The 18,781-nt window shown below is 40.5% G+C and carries 14 protein-coding genes and 2 pseudogenes; 7 read left to right on the top strand and 9 right to left on the bottom strand.

The window, feature by feature from the left end; all coding sequences use genetic code 11:
• Positions 1-55: 55 nt before the first annotated feature.
• A pseudogene (locus V7K32_RS24175) lies at positions 56-247 on the bottom strand (DUF2811 domain-containing protein); the annotation flags it as partial.
• Positions 248-735: 488 nt separating this feature from the next.
• Here V7K32_RS24175 and V7K32_RS24170 point away from each other — a divergent pair.
• On the top strand, positions 736-1,992 hold the full coding sequence (locus tag V7K32_RS24170; protein WP_334996699.1) for an MDR family MFS transporter: 1,257 nt from the start codon (positions 736-738) through the stop codon (positions 1,990-1,992).
• A 30-nt stretch (positions 1,993-2,022) separates the two neighbouring features.
• Here V7K32_RS24170 and hisIE read toward each other — a convergent pair whose 3' ends face one another.
• Positions 2,023-2,673 (bottom strand): bifunctional phosphoribosyl-AMP cyclohydrolase/phosphoribosyl-ATP diphosphatase HisIE, encoded by a 651-nt coding sequence (gene hisIE, locus V7K32_RS24165; RefSeq protein ID WP_334996697.1) that lies wholly within the window; start codon positions 2,671-2,673, stop codon positions 2,023-2,025.
• Positions 2,674-2,773: 100 nt separating this feature from the next.
• Positions 2,774-2,960: pseudogene (locus tag V7K32_RS24160) on the bottom strand (ChaB family protein).
• A gap of 217 nt (positions 2,961-3,177) precedes the next feature.
• Here V7K32_RS24160 and hemL point away from each other — a divergent pair.
• Complete coding sequence (hemL, locus tag V7K32_RS24155; RefSeq protein ID WP_334996695.1) at positions 3,178-4,476, top strand: glutamate-1-semialdehyde 2,1-aminomutase; 1,299 nt, start codon at positions 3,178-3,180, stop codon at positions 4,474-4,476.
• 271 nt (positions 4,477-4,747) lie between these two features.
• On the opposite strand, the gene V7K32_RS24150 is transcribed toward hemL, so the two are convergent.
• Positions 4,748-5,605 (bottom strand): fasciclin domain-containing protein, encoded by an 858-nt coding sequence (locus V7K32_RS24150; protein WP_334996693.1) that lies wholly within the window; start codon positions 5,603-5,605, stop codon positions 4,748-4,750.
• Between the two features lie 726 nt (positions 5,606-6,331).
• On the opposite strand from V7K32_RS24150, the gene V7K32_RS24145 reads away from it, so the two are divergent.
• The 3 genes from V7K32_RS24145 to V7K32_RS24135 all read left to right on the top strand — a co-directional run bounded on the left by V7K32_RS24145 (position 6,332) and on the right by V7K32_RS24135 (position 10,477).
• A complete protein-coding gene (locus V7K32_RS24145; RefSeq protein WP_334996691.1) occupies positions 6,332-7,126 on the top strand; it encodes a glutathione S-transferase family protein in 795 nt (264 codons plus the stop codon).
• 77 nt (positions 7,127-7,203) lie between these two features.
• Positions 7,204-8,946, top strand: a complete 1,743-nt coding sequence (locus V7K32_RS24140; RefSeq protein ID WP_334996689.1) for an ATP-binding protein — start codon at positions 7,204-7,206, stop codon at positions 8,944-8,946.
• A 547-nt stretch (positions 8,947-9,493) separates the two neighbouring features.
• Positions 9,494-10,477, top strand: coding sequence for an RNA polymerase sigma factor, RpoD/SigA family (locus V7K32_RS24135; protein WP_334996687.1), 984 nt, complete (start codon positions 9,494-9,496; stop codon positions 10,475-10,477).
• Between the two features lie 653 nt (positions 10,478-11,130).
• Here V7K32_RS24135 and V7K32_RS24130 read toward each other — a convergent pair.
• The gene (locus V7K32_RS24130; RefSeq protein ID WP_442938800.1) at positions 11,131-12,057 is read right to left on the bottom strand and encodes a tetratricopeptide repeat protein; all 927 of its coding nucleotides are present in this window, start codon (positions 12,055-12,057) and stop codon (positions 11,131-11,133) included.
• A gap of 439 nt (positions 12,058-12,496) precedes the next feature.
• Positions 12,497-13,792, bottom strand: a complete 1,296-nt coding sequence (locus V7K32_RS24125) for an ATP-binding protein (protein WP_334996683.1) — start codon at positions 13,790-13,792, stop codon at positions 12,497-12,499.
• Between the two features lie 834 nt (positions 13,793-14,626).
• Here V7K32_RS24125 and V7K32_RS24120 point away from each other — a divergent pair.
• A complete protein-coding gene (locus V7K32_RS24120) occupies positions 14,627-15,328 on the top strand; it encodes a hypothetical protein (RefSeq protein WP_334996681.1) in 702 nt (233 codons plus the stop codon).
• Between the two features lie 8 nt (positions 15,329-15,336).
• On the opposite strand, the gene cobO is transcribed toward V7K32_RS24120, so the two are convergent.
• Complete coding sequence (gene cobO, locus V7K32_RS24115; RefSeq protein WP_334883461.1) at positions 15,337-16,014, bottom strand: cob(I)yrinic acid a,c-diamide adenosyltransferase; 678 nt, start codon at positions 16,012-16,014, stop codon at positions 15,337-15,339.
• Positions 16,015-16,702: 688 nt separating this feature from the next.
• Here cobO and V7K32_RS24110 point away from each other — a divergent pair.
• Positions 16,703-17,239, top strand: a complete 537-nt coding sequence (locus tag V7K32_RS24110; RefSeq protein ID WP_334996679.1) for a nucleotidyltransferase family protein — start codon at positions 16,703-16,705, stop codon at positions 17,237-17,239.
• Between the two features lie 280 nt (positions 17,240-17,519).
• Here the strand turns inward: V7K32_RS24110 and V7K32_RS24105 are convergent, their stop codons facing one another.
• Both V7K32_RS24105 and V7K32_RS24100 read right to left on the bottom strand, forming a co-directional pair.
• Complete coding sequence (locus tag V7K32_RS24105; protein WP_334996677.1) at positions 17,520-17,963, bottom strand: (2Fe-2S) ferredoxin domain-containing protein; 444 nt, start codon at positions 17,961-17,963, stop codon at positions 17,520-17,522.
• A gap of 90 nt (positions 17,964-18,053) precedes the next feature.
• Positions 18,054-18,734: a GntR family transcriptional regulator gene (locus tag V7K32_RS24100; protein ID WP_334996675.1), complete on the bottom strand. Its 681-nt coding sequence runs from the start codon at positions 18,732-18,734 to the stop codon at positions 18,054-18,056.
• Positions 18,735-18,781 lie beyond the last annotated feature (47 nt).

Raw genomic sequence — 18,781 nt, 5'->3', positions numbered from 1 at the left:
TGTCTAGTAAATTAGCTGTTGCGGGTGAGTCAGTACAGGGTATTTCTACTGAGGAGTGGTGGAACAAAGTTTCCAGATAGACTCGAGCAGCACGGCGATCGCTATCTCCATTTTGGAGTAAAAACAATGATAAAGCCGCCGTCAATACTCTGTTTTCATCCCAATCGGGATGGGTTTCTAAGTAGTTTTTTAAGGATTCGTGGAGTGTTTCGGGAATTTCTGTAAAGATGCTAACCGTTGATTTCATGAGATTTTCCTCCTATGAGGATAATCAAGAGGGACAAGTTGCTTGCGCTGAAGCGGCTTAGGGCTACTTCACACGCTCTTTCGCCAGCCCGCCAATCTCCGCCCACATCTGATGGTAATATATTTTACACATTTGGTGCTAACGGTTGAACGGATTACAAAAGCAAGCCGAATCATTGTGCGCCAAGAGGGGGTGGGTTTGTCAATGCTGCGAAATGTTAAAAACGATTGTATAAAAAATAAATGCGAACGCTAGAATAGGTATTTAAAGCTATTTTTCGTTACATAACTTTATAATAACTCAGTCCTTTAAGTTCCTTCCCACTGTTAATTAACAATCCCCAACAAGAGGGTAAGAAGCCCATTAGCTCGTAGAGAACCTGTGGAAAACTGCTAAAATCCCTGTGGAAACCCTGTGGAATGAGTTATAAAAATAGCACCCAATGATAAGAATTACCAAAATGTCACATAACCATGACATTTAAACTCATGAAATTAGCTTCGCAATCGCAGTTATCATCGTGGCTGCCCTCGATACATCCCCAGATATGGGTTTTTGCAATTGGTAGATTTCTGTCGGAAGTTGGTACTGGCTGTACTCTGTTTTACGCCCCCATCTTTTTTGTAAATCAAGTTGGTTTATCTGCAACCAGTGTTGGGGTAGCCTTGGGTAGCGCTTCGATTTCCGGCATTGTAGGGCGGATTGTAGGTGGTTCTTTGGCTGATTCTGAACACTGGGGACGCCGCCGCACTTTGTTGCTAGCCACGGCGATTTCCGCAATTGGTTCTCTGGTTTTAGCTGGAACCGATAATTTTACGATTTTGGTAATCGGTAGCTTGATTAGCGGTTTAGGGATAGGTTTTTATTGGCCGGCGGCTGAAGTTGTTGTTGCTGACGCCAGCCAGATTGACAATCGCCGCGAAACTTTTGCGATCGCTCGCCTAGCTGATAATCTTGGGTTAGCGATCGGAATTGCGCTAGCTGGGTTTTTGATCGCGGTAATTGGGAGTTATCGATGGCTATTTGTGATTGATGCTATCTCTTTTTTGGTTTTTTTTGGGGTTGTCTATGTGGGAATTAGTGAAACTGAACAACAGCAAATAGGGGAATCTGAAAAGATAGAACTTTTTGCTTCTTGGATGGCAGTACTGAGCGATCGCCGTTTCCTGGTCTACATAGCAGTTAATATATTCTTTACAATCTACATTTCTCAAATCCATAGCACCCTGCCGCTTTACTTCAAAAACTTTGTTATAAAAAGTAGTAGTGAAGGATTTGCTCAAACTACGATTAGCGTTCTATTTGCTTGGCATCTGGTGTTCGCCATCATCTGCCAGTTGCCTGTAACTAGCATCTTAAAACGCTGCTCACACACACTCGCGCTTACTGTTTCCGCTATTTTCTGGGCAATTGGTTTTGGCCTGATTTGGGTAAGCGGCACTGCCCCATCTGATCATCTAGTTTGGGTAATATTGGCATTAGGAGTATTTGCGGTGGCGATTGTCTCCTATACCCCATCTGCTGCTTCTTTAGTGACTGAGTTAGCCCCGGAAAATCAACGCGGCGTTTATTTTTCCATCAACGCTTTGTGCTGGGCTGTTGGCTCATTTATTGGTCATCCCTTGGGTGGATGGGCATTAGATCAACCAGAAATTATTACCAATAGTTACTGGTTATGCTTCATTTTGAGTGTAGCGATCGCTCTGGCAATTTTACAATATCTCAATCGAATTTTAGCTGAGTAGGGGCGTCATCTGTGCGCTTATTTTTCCTCCTCATTGGCGACGTTCTTGCAACTTCCGATATACAGATTTTAAATCAACTTGATGGTGAGCTAAGGCAACCAAAGTATGATATAGCAAATCAGCGACTTCACCTGCGATCGCATCTGCATCATCATCCTTAAAGGCCATTACCACCTCGGCGGTTTCCTCACCAATCTTTTTCAAAATTTTGTTATCGCCACCTGCAAATAGTTTACAGGTGTAGGAGCTTTCTGTCGGATTATCGCGGCGATCGCATATTATTTCAAACAATTGTGACAATGTATCCCCTGGTGGCGGGGCAATTTTCCCTTCTATCTGGTGAAAGCAACTGCGTTCTCCAGTGTGGCAGGCAATATCTCCTAATTGCTCAACCCCGATGAGCAGCGCATCACTATCGCAGTCATAACGGATACTCTGCACTTTTTGGATATGTCCAGAAGTCGCCCCCTTGTGCCATAACTCTTGCCGGGAACGGCTCCAAAACCAAGTTTCTTCAGTTTCTAAAGTTTTTTGTAACGACTCCTGATTCATCCACGCCATCATCAGGACAGTACCATCCAAATAATCTTGGACAATTGCAGGCACTAGACCTCGTTCATCGTAGCGAATTTCCTCAACAGGGATAGCGTCATGCAGTGAGTGCGAATCGTTAGAAGACATACCAGCTAGTTTGCTCTAATGAGAATAATTCATGGATTCACGATACCATTCTCGATAGGGCAACTGGCATGTTTTTTTAATTGAACTATCTTATCTAGCTCTAAACAAAAGCATTCCGTTCCATAGCAGACTGCATCTTTACAGCACTCAACGCGACTTTGTAAAGCTCTTGATGCCTCGCCATACCAATGAATCGCCGAATTAAAAGCTGCTTCCTAAAGATCCTGGTATGCTTCAGATAATCGAGTTTGAATATCTAGTAGTCTGTCAACATAAAAATGACGGATGTAGAGACGCGAAATTTCGCGTCTCTACAAGGTTTTGGATAGTACAAACAAGCTTAACAAAATCAAATTGACAGACTACTAGAGGCAAGTCTTTATTCCACTTGCATAACATATTGTTATTTTTTAGTTCAGCTGATTATATAGGATAGAAATTATAAGCACTTTTTGACCCTATCCTAAGATATAGCTTTTTATTGCCCACTGTTAGGAGAGAACCTTGGTAAATACCACAATTAAAACAACGAAATCACAAGAAGTTTTCGCTGCTGCTCAAAACCTGATGCCCGGAGGAGTGAGTTCTCCGGTTCGTGCCTTTAAGTCTGTGGGCGGACAACCCATCGTTTTTGATCGTGTTAAAGGGGCATATATTTGGGATGTAGATGGCAACCAATATATAGACTATGTAGGCACTTGGGGACCAGCTATTTGCGGTCATGCTCATCCAGAAGTAATTGCAGCCTTACATGAAGCTTTAGAAAAAGGCACCAGTTTCGGCGCTCCCTCAGTCCTAGAAAATGTTTTGGCAGAAATGGTTATCGATGCCGTTCCTAGCATCGAAATGGTCAGATTTGTCAACTCTGGAACTGAAGCCTGTATGGGAGTTTTGCGGCTGATGCGGGCTTTCACAAAACGAGATAAAATCATCAAGTTTGAAGGCTGCTATCACGGACACGCCGATACCTTTCTCGTGAAGGCGGGTTCTGGTGTTGCCACACTTGGCTTACCAGACTCACCAGGAGTTCCGAAAGCGGCAACTAGCACCACTCTAACCGCACCTTTTAACGACTTAGAATCCGTCAAAGCCTTGTTTGAAGAAAACCGCAACGATATTGCTGGTGTGATTCTTGAGCCAGTTGTCGGCAATGCTGGATTTATTGCACCTGATGCTGGCTTCTTAGAAGGATTACGAGAACTGACTCACGAACATGGAGCTTTATTGGTATTTGACGAAGTGATGACAGGCTTTCGTATTGCTTACGGTGGCGCTCAGGAAAAATTTGGTGTGACTCCTGACTTAACAACCTTGGGTAAGGTGATTGGCGGTGGGTTGCCAGTAGGAGCTTATGGCGGTCGCCGAGATATTATGTCAATGGTTGCCCCCGCCGGACCCGTATATCAAGCTGGGACTCTTTCTGGTAATCCTTTGGCGATGACTGCTGGTATTAAGACTTTAGAATTGCTGCAAAAGCCAGGTACTTACGAGTATCTTGACCGGATTACTAAGAAGCTAGCAGATGGTTTGCTGCAAATTGCCAAAGAAACTGGTCATGGGGTATGCGGTGGTCAAATCAGCGCCATGTTTGGCTTATTCTTTACCTCTAGCCCAGTTCATAACTATGAAGATGCCAAAAAATCTGATACAGCCAAATTCGGACGCTTCCATCGGGGGATGTTAGAGCGTGGTGTTTACTTAGCACCCTCTCAATTTGAAGCTGGGTTTACGTCTTTTGCTCACACTGAAGAAGATATTGATCAGACTTTAGCAGTTGCACGAGATGTAATGTCTAGCCTATAACCTGTTCTGACAATTCAAGTTATGTGGAAAAGCTAACCATTAACCTAACCCCCTTCCCGCGTCGGGAAGGGGGAAAATTCAAAGTCTCTCTCCTTCCAGTGATGATTATTTGGGCCGACTTACTTAGTAGTCTGTCAGCTTTGAATTGAGGGGTAAACAAGTTCGTAGTCAGGACTTTATTCTTAAATTTTTAAGCACGCTTTGTGCTTACTACGAACCCTCTTGCACTAGCTTGACAGACTACTAGTCTGTTACAGATTGTACCTAAAAGCTACAAGTCAGGAGGCAAAATCACCTGATCAATTGCATGGATTACACCGTTAGTGGCTGTGATATCTGCCTGTGTCACTTTAGCTTCATTGACAGTTACACCGGTCGTAGGATCAACTTTAACGTTGATTGCGCCACCTTCAAGGCTTTTAACTTCACCAGACTTCAAATCAGTGGACAATATCTTACCCGGTACTACATGGTAAGTTAAAATCTTCAGCAATACTTCTTTGTTGGCTGGTTTTAACAATTCTTGCAAAGCATCTTGTGGCAACTTAGCAAAAGCTGCATCAGTAGGTGCAAAAATGGTTAAGTTATCTTTGCCTTGCAAAGCTCCAGTTAATCCTGCTGCTTTCAAAGCCCTAGTTAAGGTTTTAAAAGAAGCGTTTGACTCTGCCAACCCTAATAAGTTTTTACCTTGATTGTCGCTTGAACCTGGCCCTGGTGGAGTTGTAGTAGGTGTGTTGGAGGGTTCAGTTCCTGGGGTAGGAGGGGTAGGACGTGGAGGGCGGGGTGTAACTGGAACTTCACTAGGTGTAACACTACCACCACCACCACCACCACGGTTATAGGGCGGTTCGTTGAAAATACTTGGTCTGGGATTTGTTACACTACCTTTCTGCGCTACTTGTTTGGGTTTGGTATTGCCCTTTTCTATTTCTGAAGCAGCTTCAACAGGTGTGTATTGAGTATTTACTTGAAGACGTTGACCCTTGTTATAAGGGGCTTCGTTAAAAATACTAGGGTTAGGATTTAGTGTCTGTTTAGCTTCAGATGGTAAAGTAATAATCAGGCTTAAACTACTAAATCCTGCTATGCCTGCCAACGCGATCAGCAATTTGCTGTAATTTGTCTTCATAAATTTTGTTTGTTTTTGTCCACACATTACATAAAGATTTATAACATTTTGCTATACACAAAATCTAACTTAAGAGGGAAGTAAAATTTTTCCTTAAAAGAGTTTGTGCTGGTCAGGTAAAATATCAAACGTCGGCTTACACTGGCAATTATGAAATATATCTAGCACATATTTTCTGTAATGAGTATTTTTTTTGACGCCAAAACAGTTAAAAAGCCTCATTTGCTGTAACGTCAACTCTCAAAACGTCTGAAAAACTTACATCTACAAGGTATGAGTTACAATAAGCTGTGAAAAATATTTTATTTGGTAATAAGTAAATTTATATACAATGCTCTATGTAAATGAATAAATGATTAAAAAATACTGAATCCCATAATAAATAAGGCGATATCTTTGAATTAACCATTAATTATTTCAGCAAAAATAGAGAAATTAATTACTTAGATATCTTAACTCAGTCTAAACAGTGACGGAAATTAAAGTAACTGCTGAAGACTTACAATTGAGCGCTTAAGTTTATTGATATATGCCAAATTAAATTATTCAATTTTATATTTTAATCAGAAAGAATCTTTTTAAATCGATGATTTTGTTAAAAATCAGGCATAAGTTGAAGCACAATTTCAATTAAATAGACAAAAAGCAAATAATGTAAAGAAAAATTACTTTAACTAAAGATACAATTGTACAGTTAAGAAGTTGACCAGTTATAAGGTATACAACATGTTGGAATTATACCAATGGGAACTATCTCAATACTCAGAGAAAGTGCGCCTAATTCTAGATTTTAAAGGACTAGATTACCGCAAAATAGAGGTTACGCCTGGGATTGGACAAGTAGAACTGTTTCGGCTGACTGGTCAGAAACAAGTTCCGGTATTAAAGGATCGTAATAGATATATTGCGGATTCTACGGAAATAGCTAAGTATTTAGACTTAGAGTATCCCGATCGCCCGATAATACCGCAAGATCCCAAAAAACGGGGTTTAACTTTATTAATCGAAGAATGGGCGGATGAGTCCATAGGTATCAAAGGTCGCAAAGCGCTATTTGCAGCCATAAGTCAAGACCAAAATTTCCGCAAGTCTTTATTACCCACCTCAACACCAGATATATTTAAAAGTCTGGTTGAAGGAGTACCAACTGACTTACTGACAGTGCTGGGTTCTGGCGTAGGTTACAGCCCAGATATGATAAAGTCAGCGATCGCATCTTTAAAACAAGACTTGGAAGCGGTAACGTTATTATTGGCAGATAGTCCTTATTTAACTGGAGATGAGCCAACTTTAGCTGACTTGGCAGTAGCTGGGTTATCGATATTGCTCAAGTTCCCCTCAGGTCCCTATCTGGATTTACCAGCTTCTATTAGAGGTAAAGGATTACCAATCTTTTCAGAGAATATAAATTATGAACCATTCTTTACCTGGCGCGATCGCCTTTACGCCCAATTCCGCAAACCATTAATCACTACCACTCCACCAACAGGAAGTGCGCCAACTTCGATTCAGATTGACTAGGTAATTGGGGATTGGGGATTGGTGACTGGGAGATAATAACTCAAGACAAATGACCAATGACCAATGACAAATGACAAATGACTAATCAGATAAATTCGGCACAGCCATTAGGTTCGGTCATTCAAGGTTCTCTAACTGAAGGCTTAGAAGTACGATTGCATCCTGACATTTCTGTGGAAGATATGCGGGTGGGTAAGTTTCTTGTTGTGCAAGGGATGCGATCGCGCTTTTTTTGTATGCTGACAGATGTAGCATTGGGGGCTGCTAATGCCCGAATTATTGCAAGTCCCCCTAGTTGGGAAGACACTTTTTTACGAGATGTTTTAGCCGGAAGTGGTACTTATGGTACTATCAACCTCGCGCCGATGTTGATGTTCACTCCCGAATCGGAAGAATCTTTCTCCCCAACAAATGGCAAATCAGCAAATCCCTTTCTGCCATCAGTGACGGGTTTGGCTTCATTTGTGCCACAAACCAGTACTACAATGGAATTGTTGCCTGTTAAAACTATTCCTAGCCACTTTAGCCAAGTTTACGATGCCAGTGTTGACGATTTTCGCCGGGTATTTGGTTGGGAAGATGACCCCCAAAGGCGTAATTTTTCCATCGGTAAACCTTTGGATATGGATGTGCCAGTTTGCATCGATTTAAATCGCTTCGTGGAACGGAGTAATGGGGTTTTTGGGAAATCTGGTACTGGTAAATCTTTTTTAACACGGTTACTTTTAGCTGGCGTTATCCGTAAAAACGCGGCAGTAAATTTGATTTTTGATATGCACTCTGAGTATGGCTGGGAAGCCGTTGCAGAAGGGAAGAATGTAAGTACAGTTAAAGGTTTAAAGCAACTTTTTCCTAGCAAAGTAGAAGTTTACACCCTCGACCCGGAATCGACAAAGCGCCGGGGTGTGCGTGATGCTCAAGAACTCTATTTGAGCTATGAGCAAATTGAAGTTGAAGATATTAAGTTATGTGGTCGAGATTTAGGACTTTCTGACGCAGCCTTGGATAACGCTAATATTTTGTTTAATGAGTTTGGTAAGTCTTGGATTGTCCAGCTGTTAAATATGACTGGTGAGGACATTAAGATGTTCTGTGAGGAAAAGCCGGGACACCCAGGTTCAATTAACTCTTTACAGCGCAAACTTATGCGGATGGATAGCTTGAAGTATATGCGAGCGGTTTGCCCGCAGAATTATATTAGTAAAATTGTCCAGTGCCTGGAATCTGGGAAGAATGTTGTGATAGAATTTGGTTCCCAGTCTAATATGCTCTCTTATATGTTGGTGACGAATATGATCACCCGACGGATTCATGAGCATTACGTCAAGAAAGCAGATAAATTCCTGCAAAGCAAAAACCCTTGCGATCGCCCCACGCCATTGATGATTACCATTGAAGAGGCGCACCGTTTCCTTGACCCAGCTATCGTACAAAGTACTATCTTTGGGACTATCGCCAGGGAATTGCGAAAATATTTCGTCACACTTTTGGTAGTTGATCAACGTCCATCGGGTATTGATAATGAAGTCATGTCCCAGATTGGGACTCGGATTACCGCTTTGCTTAATGATGATAAAGATATTGACGCGATTTTTACAGGTGTATCTGGTGGTAGCGGACTGCGATCGGTTTTGGCAAAGTTAGACTCTAAGCAACAAGCTTTAATTTTGGGTCATGCTGTTCCTATGCCAGTAGTAGTCCGTACCCGTCCTTATGATGCAACTTTTTACGAAGAAATTGGAGAGCCAGCTTGGGAAGAAAAACCAGACGCGGAAGTATTCGCTGCTGCTGAACTAGCCAAGGCTGACCTTGGGTTCTAGATAGTCATTTGTTATTTTCCCAATGCCCTATGCCCCATGCCCAATTCGTAACATCCCTCCATTCTCACGGGAAATTAAGTTCGGTTATCTGGCTAGTTTTGGGCAACAGAAGAGGGGTTTTTGGCGTCACTATAGATATAGTAAGTAATTTCAAGGAAGTTTAATTTTTTTTGGGAAATCGGCAATTTTGAATTATAATTAAACATTTTGTCGAAAAATACTTTACTCTTTGCCTAATTTATCTTACTATAAAGAGTAAGTGGAACTCATACCGACTTCAGATTTACAGTTACTATTCGTAACTGCCTAAAAGAAGAATTCTCAAAAACAATCAGTGTGCTTATATAGAGATTGAAAATTTAAGAGATTGAAAATTTAGGGAAGGTAGGGGAACCTATCATTGAGAGTTTACGTCTCACCAACGGCTAGATCAATTGATAATTACTTTTGATAGCTCTCTATATTTTGTGATAGATGTACTACCTTCATCAATTTATTTTAGTAAGAAAACATACATTGTGTTTACGGAGTAGAGGATAACGCACCAATGCCTACTGTCAACACCCAAACGGAAAACCTCAATACCAAATTCACGGCTGATATGGTGCGAACCTATCTGCGAGAAATTGGTCGTGTACCACTGCTAACCCGTGAACAAGAGATTGTCTATGGAAAGCAGGTGCAACAAATGATGAAGTTCATCGACGCTAAAGAAGCTTTAGCGAAGAAACTGCACCGCGAACCGGATATGTCAGAGTGGGCTGACCACGTTCAACAATCGGAAACCGAGATCCAACAAACGGTGGCGCAAGGGAAGCGGGCGAAGCAAAAAATGATCGAAGCGAATTTGCGCTTGGTCGTTGCTATTGCCAAAAAGTACCAAAAGCGGAATATGGAGTTTCTGGATTTAATCCAGGAAGGAACACTAGGATTAGAGCGGGGTGTGGAGAAATTTGACCCAATGAGGGGTTATAAGTTCTCAACCTATGCTTACTGGTGGATTCGCCAAGCGATTACTCGGGCGATCGCTCAACAAGGTCGCACCATCAGGTTACCGATCCACATTACCGAAAAACTGAATAAAATCAAAAAAGTGCAGCGCGAATTGGCGCAAACCTTGGGGCGATCGCCTACTCCAGCCGAAATTGCCAAAGAACTAGAAATAGAACCGGCTCAAATCCGCGAGTACCTGAACATGGCGCGTCAACCAGTATCTTTGGATGTTAAAGTTGGCGAGAACCAGGATACTGAGTTGCAAGAAATGCTCGAAGATGACGGACCATCACCAGAGTATTACACCAACCAGGAATTCTTACGCCAAGACTTGAACAACCTGTTAGCAGAACTGACTCCGCAACAGCGACAAGTTTTAGCCCTGCGCTTTGGTTTAGAAGATGGTAATGAAATGTCATTGGCGAAAGTGGGTGAGAAATTGAATCTCAGCCGGGAACGCGTCCGCCAGTTAGAGCATCAAGCTTTGGCTCATCTGCGTCGCCGTCGTGCCAATGTTCAAGAATACGTTGCTAGTTAAAATGAGAGACGCGGCGTTTCGCGTCTTTCTAGCACCTTGGTGATGCGCCTCCTGAATTCAGGGGGCTATTTTTTTATGCTGGTAACTCAATACGCTTGGGTTACCCCTACTGATTTAATGGTTATAGGTCAATACAGTTCAGTTAAGGATTTTTGGTAGTGATTTTAGACCTGTAGAGACGCGAAAGCGCGTAGCGGGACGAACGCGAGTGCGTCTCCAAGAGTTGTACAATTTCGCGTCTCTACAAGGATTTTGGGCTTAACTGAACGGTATTGGGTTATAGGTAGGATGCGATCGCATTGTCACCGGATGCAAGCCCATCATTAATTACCAAATCTGGCAAGACTCTAAAATAGGAGCATAAAGGCACATACTATGGTATATATAGGAATCATATTTGATTTTTGAACAAAATTAGGTATTGTAGGGTGTGTTAGAACGCAGTTCGTAACGCACCAAACCCTTAATGATGGTGCCGTACTCTCCGTGCTAACGCACCCTACGTATCTTTTCAGAAATCAAGTATTAGTGGGATCGTAGGCGGGATTGAAATTTTACGGATAGTTAGCGGTTATCGCAATTTAGATGCACTTTTTGATGAGGAGTAACAACACGCTGCAAAATCTAAACCTACTCAAAATTATAAATAGCCTTTAAGCATGATCACACAATAATTTCAGATTTTTACGGATAGTAATTGTGTTGGGATGATTTACCCCTAAACTAAGTTCAGCAATTTCTAAAGCCTTTTGATACAGTGGTTCTGCTTCCAAGTACCGTCCTTGGGAGTCGTAGAGTCCCGCTAGGTTGTTGAGACTAGTTGCGACATCTGGATGTTCTTCACCCAGCAGCTTGCGCCTGAGTGCCAAAGCTTGGATTAAAAGGGGTTTGGCTTCGCTGTATCTGCCTTGGGAGTTGTAGAGTAAGGCTAGGTTGTTGAGACTAAGTGCGACATCTGGATGTTCTTCACCCAGCAGCTTGCGCCTGAGTGCCAAAGCTTGGATGTAAAGGGGTTCGGCTTCGCTGTATCTGCCTTGGGAGTAGTAGAGTGCCGCTAGGTTGTTGAGACTAAGTGCGACATCTGGATGTTCTTCACCCAGCAGCTTGCGCCTGAGTGCCAAAGCTTGAATGTAAAGGGGTTCGGCTTCGCTGTATCTGCCTTGGGATTTGTAGAGTAAGGCTAGGTTGTTGAGGCTAGAGGCGATATCTTCCTCTAACCCTAATTCTTTTTGCAATTCCAGCGCTTTATAAATATACTTAATTGCTAAATCTAATTCTTGTTGATAGTCCTGGGCTTCACCTCTGTCTAATCTCTGTTTGTAAATGTTCGCCAATGTAATATACAAACTTGCTAATTTTGCGTCTTTAATTTCGCTTTGTTCTTCTATTTGCTTAATTAATCTTTGTAAATCTTCAATGGGTAAAAAATAGTCATTATCACTATTAAAGTTTTCTAATTCCGTACTTGTTAACGCAAAACGTATCTCCTCAACTTCTCTCGCAGAAATCACATTTTTAGCATGGGAAACAAACCGAAATACTCCATTACGCCAACTCCAAAAATCCGGCGCTTTTTTCATTAAATTAATCATCAATTGATGCGTCACCCACAGGACAATCGCAAAGGGAAATTTCCCCAAGCCTTCCCTTGTCCACTGCAAATAACCAAAGAACTTTTCTTGTGCTGATTGTTCTTCCCCCAGCCTGAGAAATAGCAACTTTTCGGCACCCGTAACAGTTATCACTCCTGGTTCAAACTGTTGTAGACATTCTTCCTTTTCTAAGAGTTGTTGAATAGCAGCTTTTAAATTAGGTTCTTGTTCGTCTAATGTAACACTATAGGTACAAAAATGAGGTTTTAATTCTGTTTCATAGCGCTTAATTATTTGATTCCGAAAATCAGCATTATCACAAACACCAATGAGTAAATTAAATTTACCTTCTCCCGCTTCAATGGAGACAATTAAATCATCAAAAGCATCTTGATTTTTTTTATCAGGGTTAATATTTTTATTTTGATTATTTGTTGTCATCAATTAAGCCCTCATCACGCAACAATTCGACAACAATAGGATGAACATCATACCAATTTTGACGATTGCGATATTCAAGTACATAAAGCCCATGTAGTAAGTCGAGAAATTCTTGCTGTTTCGGATTTTCTGGTTTAAAATTTTGATAAGTTGTTTGCAATATCCGATAATCTATACTACCTAAAGGCATAGCAAAGTCATTGCGAATATTATTAATTGCTTGGTCTAAAATTTCATCATTAATTATTACTTTATCTTCTGGCTTCCGGCGAATTAACCGCAGACAAATCCGACAACATTCATTAGAAATGCGAATTAATTCCCGCAACACGCCACCACTATTTAAAACTATTTTTTCTGCTGTTGATGATTCAAGTGAATTATCTGAGATTCGTTTAGTCAATATTTCACAAAGAATATTCAAAGTTTTTGGAAATGGTGTAGCATTTGCTAAATGACTCTCTCCTTTTTTAAATAACTTTAAAACAGGCATTGCCACAACTTGATCGTTAGTTTCATTTTCAATAGTTGGTTTGAGGTCTTTTTCTCGCAAAGCCGCAATAGGGATAGTATAAATAATCCTAAATCCAGGTAAGCAGAGAGCTTTGATATTATCTTTAAATAAATTATTGACTACTACTAAATCAAGCTTATCTAAATCATCAATAATTACTAATATTTGTTTTTTTGTAACCACTTGGATTGCGGCGGCGATAATATTTAATTGAGCGATTAATTCAGAAATTTTCCGCTCAAATTCTTGTTTTAGCTCATAACGTATTTTCGAGTCAACTTTTAATTTGACACTAAATAGTTTCAATATATTAAAATCTTTAGAAGCTTCCCTTTGAATATTGGTTTCTTCCGTGCGGACGCGGGTAGCAAACCATTTATCAATGGCATTTTTAGTAGAAGCAGGAATATCAATTTGACGCGCCTCTGCTTCTAGCATTAAATTAACAGCAATAGAAAACAGGACATTAATATGATTTACGTCAGACATTTCTATAGTGTCAGCAATAGAAAATAAAACAACAAAATATTTATCTTCTATTCTCCGGCTAAATTCCGCCAACAAAGTAGACTTACCACACCCCCGATGTCCGGTAAAAACAACCTTACCATCTGAATTGGGACTATCTTCAATCAACTGTATCAATTCATCAATAGTATCTTCGCCATACTCTACCCGAAACCTTCGTAAATCATTCTCTTCAATTAAGGGTAACAGTTCCAAATTACGATAAGCTTGTTGAAACGACTTGAGCAAATCTTCAGTCATAGAATAGGGTAAATATAATTAACCTGCACCACAGTTAATTATCACCCATTTCCCCACAGATGGAAATCCAAACTAATTGTTTCTGGGTAGAGGGATAATTTTATCCAAACCCCCACAACCCATCAAAATTGCAACTTAATTTGGTCACAATATTTACACCATTGCAACCCTTTTTAAATCTGACGCACTTTCACGTCTAGGCGCAGTCTTCCTTGATCTAAATAGGTTAGCTCAAATAAACCGAACTATGTAACAAAATGTAAAATCCTCAAAACCGCAAGCGAATTGCAACTCTTGGAGACGCTCCGTACCCTACGGGAAGGCTTAAGCCAACGCAATGACATAGTTATAAATTTTCCCACCCACCTACTTACGGGACTACCTGCAAGTGCCAGAATTACTTTGACTGTAGGACTATTAATCATAATCGAGTAAAAAAAGTTATCATCAAAACTCAGTACTCAGCTAAGGGGCAATCCTTTTCTATGAAAGCAACAAGGGCTGAACTTGCTGAAAGACTGATGAAATCAGCATTTTTATCACCTGAAAAATCTCAAAAGCAAGATATCAAAAAGTTTAATGTTAATTGAGAACGTTTAATTTGTGATTAACCTCACCCAATGGCATGAATCTATTGAATGAAGAAAAAAGACTCTAAGTGATGGTAATCTAAGGTTGTTGAGCTAAATTAAATAAAAACTTTAGTTTTTGACAGTTTTCTTTTTTGGACAATAGTAATATAAGTTGTAAACAAAGTCTTTGATAATTAAGACTTAGTGATAATTTAAGTAAATTACAAAGAACTTAGTTCGTTTTTTTAACAGGAGAAGTAGGGTGCTTAACAACCTTCATCAGTTCTTATCTCCCCGTCAATGGGGAATTTCCCTCGCAGGCTTAGGCTTACTTCTCGGTTTGGGCTTTATAGCCAAGCAGACTCAAGTAGTACCATTTACAAATTCTTCATTATCATCGGCTCAAATTCATAAAACCAGCGAAAACTCTCTTTTGTCGCAGTTAAGAAGAGTTCGAGAGCAGAGAAGTCAACTCAACGCAGCTTCTGGAGATAGAGGGTTTTTTGGTCATAAGAACCCTAAAACATTACCTACAACCACAGCGTTGGTTCCAGATTCTCAAGGAGCTACAAAAGACGCAGGAGTTTTACCAAAAGTGGATTTTCCTGTAAAAGATGGGATTTACCTCTATGGTCAATCCCCAAAATCAAACCAGCTTGGTCAAGGTTATATCATATTTCAAAAGCAGCAGGATAAGGTAACGGGTGCATTGTTTATGCCCCACTCAGAGTTTAATTGTTTTCAGGGTACACTCAACCCATCAGGAGAGTTGGCGATGACGGTTAATAGTTCGTCAAATGAAGCCAGTTCTCCTGGGTCGAATCAGGTAGCTGCAAGCAATAGACTGCCTCAAGTGAGTGAAGATGAGTTAAGCAGTTATCCTTACTCGCTGGCTCTGCAAGACTTTTATCATTTAAATTCTATCACTGCTAGCGATCGCCGCACATTACAAATGTGTAAGTAATCTTCAATTTAATACTCAATTCCTGGTTGCGCTTTCACACCTTGATCGCGGAAAGGGTGCTTAACTAGGGTCATTTCAGTTACGAGGTCAGCACGCTCTATTATTGCAGCCGGTGCGCCTCTACCTGTGAGAATAACGTGCTTATCGGCTGGTTTTTGCGCCAAACCTGCTAAAACATCGTCTACTTCTAAGTAAGACATTTTCAGCGCGATATTGATTTCATCTAACAACACCATGTGAAAGTCTGGGTTGCGAATATATTCTAATGATTTTTGCCAAGCGGCGCTAGCTTTATCGAGATCGCGATCGCGGTCTTGAGTTTCCCAGGTAAAGCCTTCGCCCATTGCGTGAAATTCTAACTGGTCTTCCCAATTACTGAAAACCCGTTTTTCTGAAGGTTCCCAACTACCTTTGATAAATTGAACGATCGCTACTTTATACCCGTGACCTAGCGATCGTAACACCATCCCCAAAGCCGCAGTAGTTTTACCTTTACCATTACCAGTATTTACAATAATTAATCCTTTTTCTGGTACAGCTTGTGCTATACGTTGATCCTGCACTTCTTTGCGTCGCTGCATCTTTTTGCGGTACTGTTCATCAGTCAAAGATGAAGACATTACCTGATCAATCAAGCGCCCAATCTCTTTATCTGGATTTAATTCTTCTGGTGTATCGTTTTTCATCAATTTTGTGTGCAAATAACTGTTAAAACTTTCGACAGTAAACCGAAATTATGTTTAGAATTTGATTTTAGCTAAATCACATAATTGAATATTTCCAGTAAGATTTTATAGAAAAATATTGATCCTGTGCTAGCTTTATTTAACATAATTTGCAGACAGGTATGTAAAACTATATGATATACAAAATAAGGTTATAATTTGAGTTCAATATAGCTATTTTAAATAATTTGATCGGTTTATTAAATCATTTTACTAAGATTTCCTTCGACAGGTCAGTTGCTTAAAATAAAGATTATCATTTCATCACTTGTTTAGAAAGTTACATTTCAAATACCCAGACGCTCGAAAACTCGCCATTACAAAACTTAATTACGAATTACGAATTACGAATTACGAATTATTTAACCTTCCGTAAAACCCTGTTCTCTATACTCTGACTTCAGCTGTTACCCGAAAAAACCTTAACCCGCCAAGTGTCACAGTAGGACTATCAAGACCGTAAGCTTAAGGGACTTCCAAATAAAAAAATACTCAAAAAAGTGGCGAAAAAACTTTCTCCTCCTTATTCCTCTGTGTTCTCTGTGTCTAATAAGGTTCGTTTATTTGAGTAATTTATTTCTTGGAAGTCCCTAATGAGATGTGAATGATAATATTTTCACCTTCTAGTTGATCGTCCCAGGAATTTGATATGAATAGTAACACTCGTCTACAGATGATTTTAGCTGATACACCTATTGATACAGTATTAAGAGCGATCGCTCAACTAAATCTACCTAACTGGTGGTTAGCCGGGGGTGCAGTCCGAAACACTGTTTGGTCTACAATTTTTGGCAATGAGTGTAAATTACGTATTAAAGATTTTGATATTGCATTCTTTGATATAGAGGGAAACCGTTCTCAAGAACTAGCAGCAAAGGCGACTCTCACAGAACAATTTCCTCATGAACAGTTTGATGTAAAAAATCAAGCTAGTTTTGCTCGTTGGCGGCCTGGTAGCAGACCCTACACTAGTACAGAGGATGGCATCGCAGAGTGGCTGCACACTGCTACTGCTGTAGGAGTTCGACTAGATGCACAAGGTCAATGGCAATTTTTTACTCCCTACGCGTTAGATGACCTATTTGGTGGCATTATTCGACCTACGCCAGCACATACTCATAACTTAGATGCCAAAAATAAGGCATCTGGGTTTTTACAAAAGTGTCCTTATCTGCGGTTGGCGTAAAAGTTACAGTCGGGTTGTAAGTAAGTCGGGACGATAAAAGCAAGGTATGTTGAGTTTTGTAAAAACTCTGGAACGATTCATTTATGGCCGACTTACTTAGTGCAATACAAAATACAGTTTAGTAAGCTGTTCCACAAATAAACTTGCATAAGTTGGGCGGGCAGGATGCCCACCCCACAAGAGTTATATTTAATAAGGGTTATGCAAGTTAGATGTTTTTTAGCTTATTCAATAATTTAGTGAATAATATCCTAATCTGGGCGTTACCCAAGCTGTAAAGTCATCCTTTATTCTGTTTGATGCGTGAGTAGAGAAGTTCGCGATCGCTGTGAGGATTTACAATTAAGCATGGACTATTACCGCCACTTCCATTACTTACAATAACGACAGTAATGCCGGATTTTGGACAAATCCCTAAACAACTGGTGCTAACAACCCGAAATTCTCCCCATAATCCCTCAAATTTTAAACGAGATTTTAACCAATTCTCTAAGTCTTCCGAAGCTGTTGAGCTTTTGCTAGTTGGATGAAAACTATTTGAGCGCTCGTTTGCACATTGTGAACATACAAGCACTAAACCAGACTCCCATCGGGGAGAAACACTCTTGATAGAAGTTTCTAATGGACGAGAATTTATTAAGGGCGATGTTTGCTGAGAATTGGATGCAAACCTCTTGAAGATACGTTGCAGCAATTTTTTAATATGCTTGATCAGTTTTTTCATGATTGAACCTTAGTTCAAGGGAGGGAGAGGTTTGTTGAACAGAATAGTGGAAATTTACCGTTTAGTCTGTTCTGCTATATCATCTAATAATCAGCGCTTCTGAGCAATTTGCTGCAAGTATGCAATTAGCTGTTGTCCTGCTGTGTCAATGTGTCGTTTTAGTAGTCTGACAGCAGCTTTTGTATCCTGCTTTTGACAAGCATCTAAGAGTTGATAGTGTTCTTTTTGCGATCGCTCTTGGTAATCCATCTGCGCTAATTGTATACGAACATAGCGATCGCAATTAACGTGTAAAGTTTTAATCATTGTCAGCAACCGAGGACGTTCAGCAGTAGCATACAGCGTCGCGTGAAATTCCCAGTTGAGTTTTGCCAACACACCTGCATCAGTTGCTTGATTTGTCGCTTCTAAAATCACAGCAGCTTTTTCTATATCTGTTTCCCTGAACTTGGGTATTGCCAATTGCATCGCTTTCACTTCTAAGGCGCTGCGAATTTCACAGATTTCTTGCGCCTCTTGAGCTGTCAACACCGATACGTAAGCACCACGATTTAAATGTAGTGTCACTAATCCTTCTGCTTCTAACTGCTTAAGCGCTTCACGCACGGGAATGCGACTAACTCCAAACTGAGTAGCGATTTCATCTTGTCTCAGAGATTGTCCTTCCTGAAATATGCCGCGCAGAATCGCTTCCCGCAAAGCATCAGCAATTAAATCTGGGGTACTGCGTTGTTGTTGCAGCACATTCGCTGCTAAGTCATTTAAATTCATATTGGATATTGTATACAAAATTAGAAAAATTGTATACAATATCCAAA

Source organism: Nostoc sp., assembly GCF_036917635.1.
Taxonomy (GTDB): Bacteria; Cyanobacteriota; Cyanobacteriia; order Cyanobacteriales; family Nostocaceae; genus Nostoc.
Note: the sequence above shows the minus strand (reverse complement) of the source record. Positions and strands in the feature narration are given on the sequence as shown.

Coding starts and splice junctions, on each gene's coding strand:
- V7K32_RS24105 (WP_334996677.1), bottom strand. CDS start 17,963: ATGAAAAAACTGATCAAGCATATTAAAAAATTGCTGCAACGTATCTTC.
- V7K32_RS24150 (WP_334996693.1), bottom strand. CDS start 5,605: ATGAAGACAAATTACAGCAAATTGCTGATCGCGTTGGCAGGCATAGCA.
- V7K32_RS24140 (WP_334996689.1), top strand. CDS start 7,204: ATGACTAATCAGATAAATTCGGCACAGCCATTAGGTTCGGTCATTCAA.
- V7K32_RS24145 (WP_334996691.1), top strand. CDS start 6,332: ATGTTGGAATTATACCAATGGGAACTATCTCAATACTCAGAGAAAGTG.
- V7K32_RS24100 (WP_334996675.1), bottom strand. CDS start 18,734: ATGAATTTAAATGACTTAGCAGCGAATGTGCTGCAACAACAACGCAGT.
- V7K32_RS24170 (WP_334996699.1), top strand. CDS start 736: ATGAAATTAGCTTCGCAATCGCAGTTATCATCGTGGCTGCCCTCGATA.
- hisIE (WP_334996697.1), bottom strand. CDS start 2,673: ATGTCTTCTAACGATTCGCACTCACTGCATGACGCTATCCCTGTTGAG.
- V7K32_RS24125 (WP_334996683.1), bottom strand. CDS start 13,792: ATGACTGAAGATTTGCTCAAGTCGTTTCAACAAGCTTATCGTAATTTG.
- V7K32_RS24110 (WP_334996679.1), top strand. CDS start 16,703: ATGAATAGTAACACTCGTCTACAGATGATTTTAGCTGATACACCTATT.
- cobO (WP_334883461.1), bottom strand. CDS start 16,014: ATGAAAAACGATACACCAGAAGAATTAAATCCAGATAAAGAGATTGGG.
- V7K32_RS24130 (WP_442938800.1), bottom strand. CDS start 12,057: ATGAAAAAAGCGCCGGATTTTTGGAGTTGGCGTAATGGAGTATTTCGG.
- V7K32_RS24135 (WP_334996687.1), top strand. CDS start 9,494: ATGCCTACTGTCAACACCCAAACGGAAAACCTCAATACCAAATTCACG.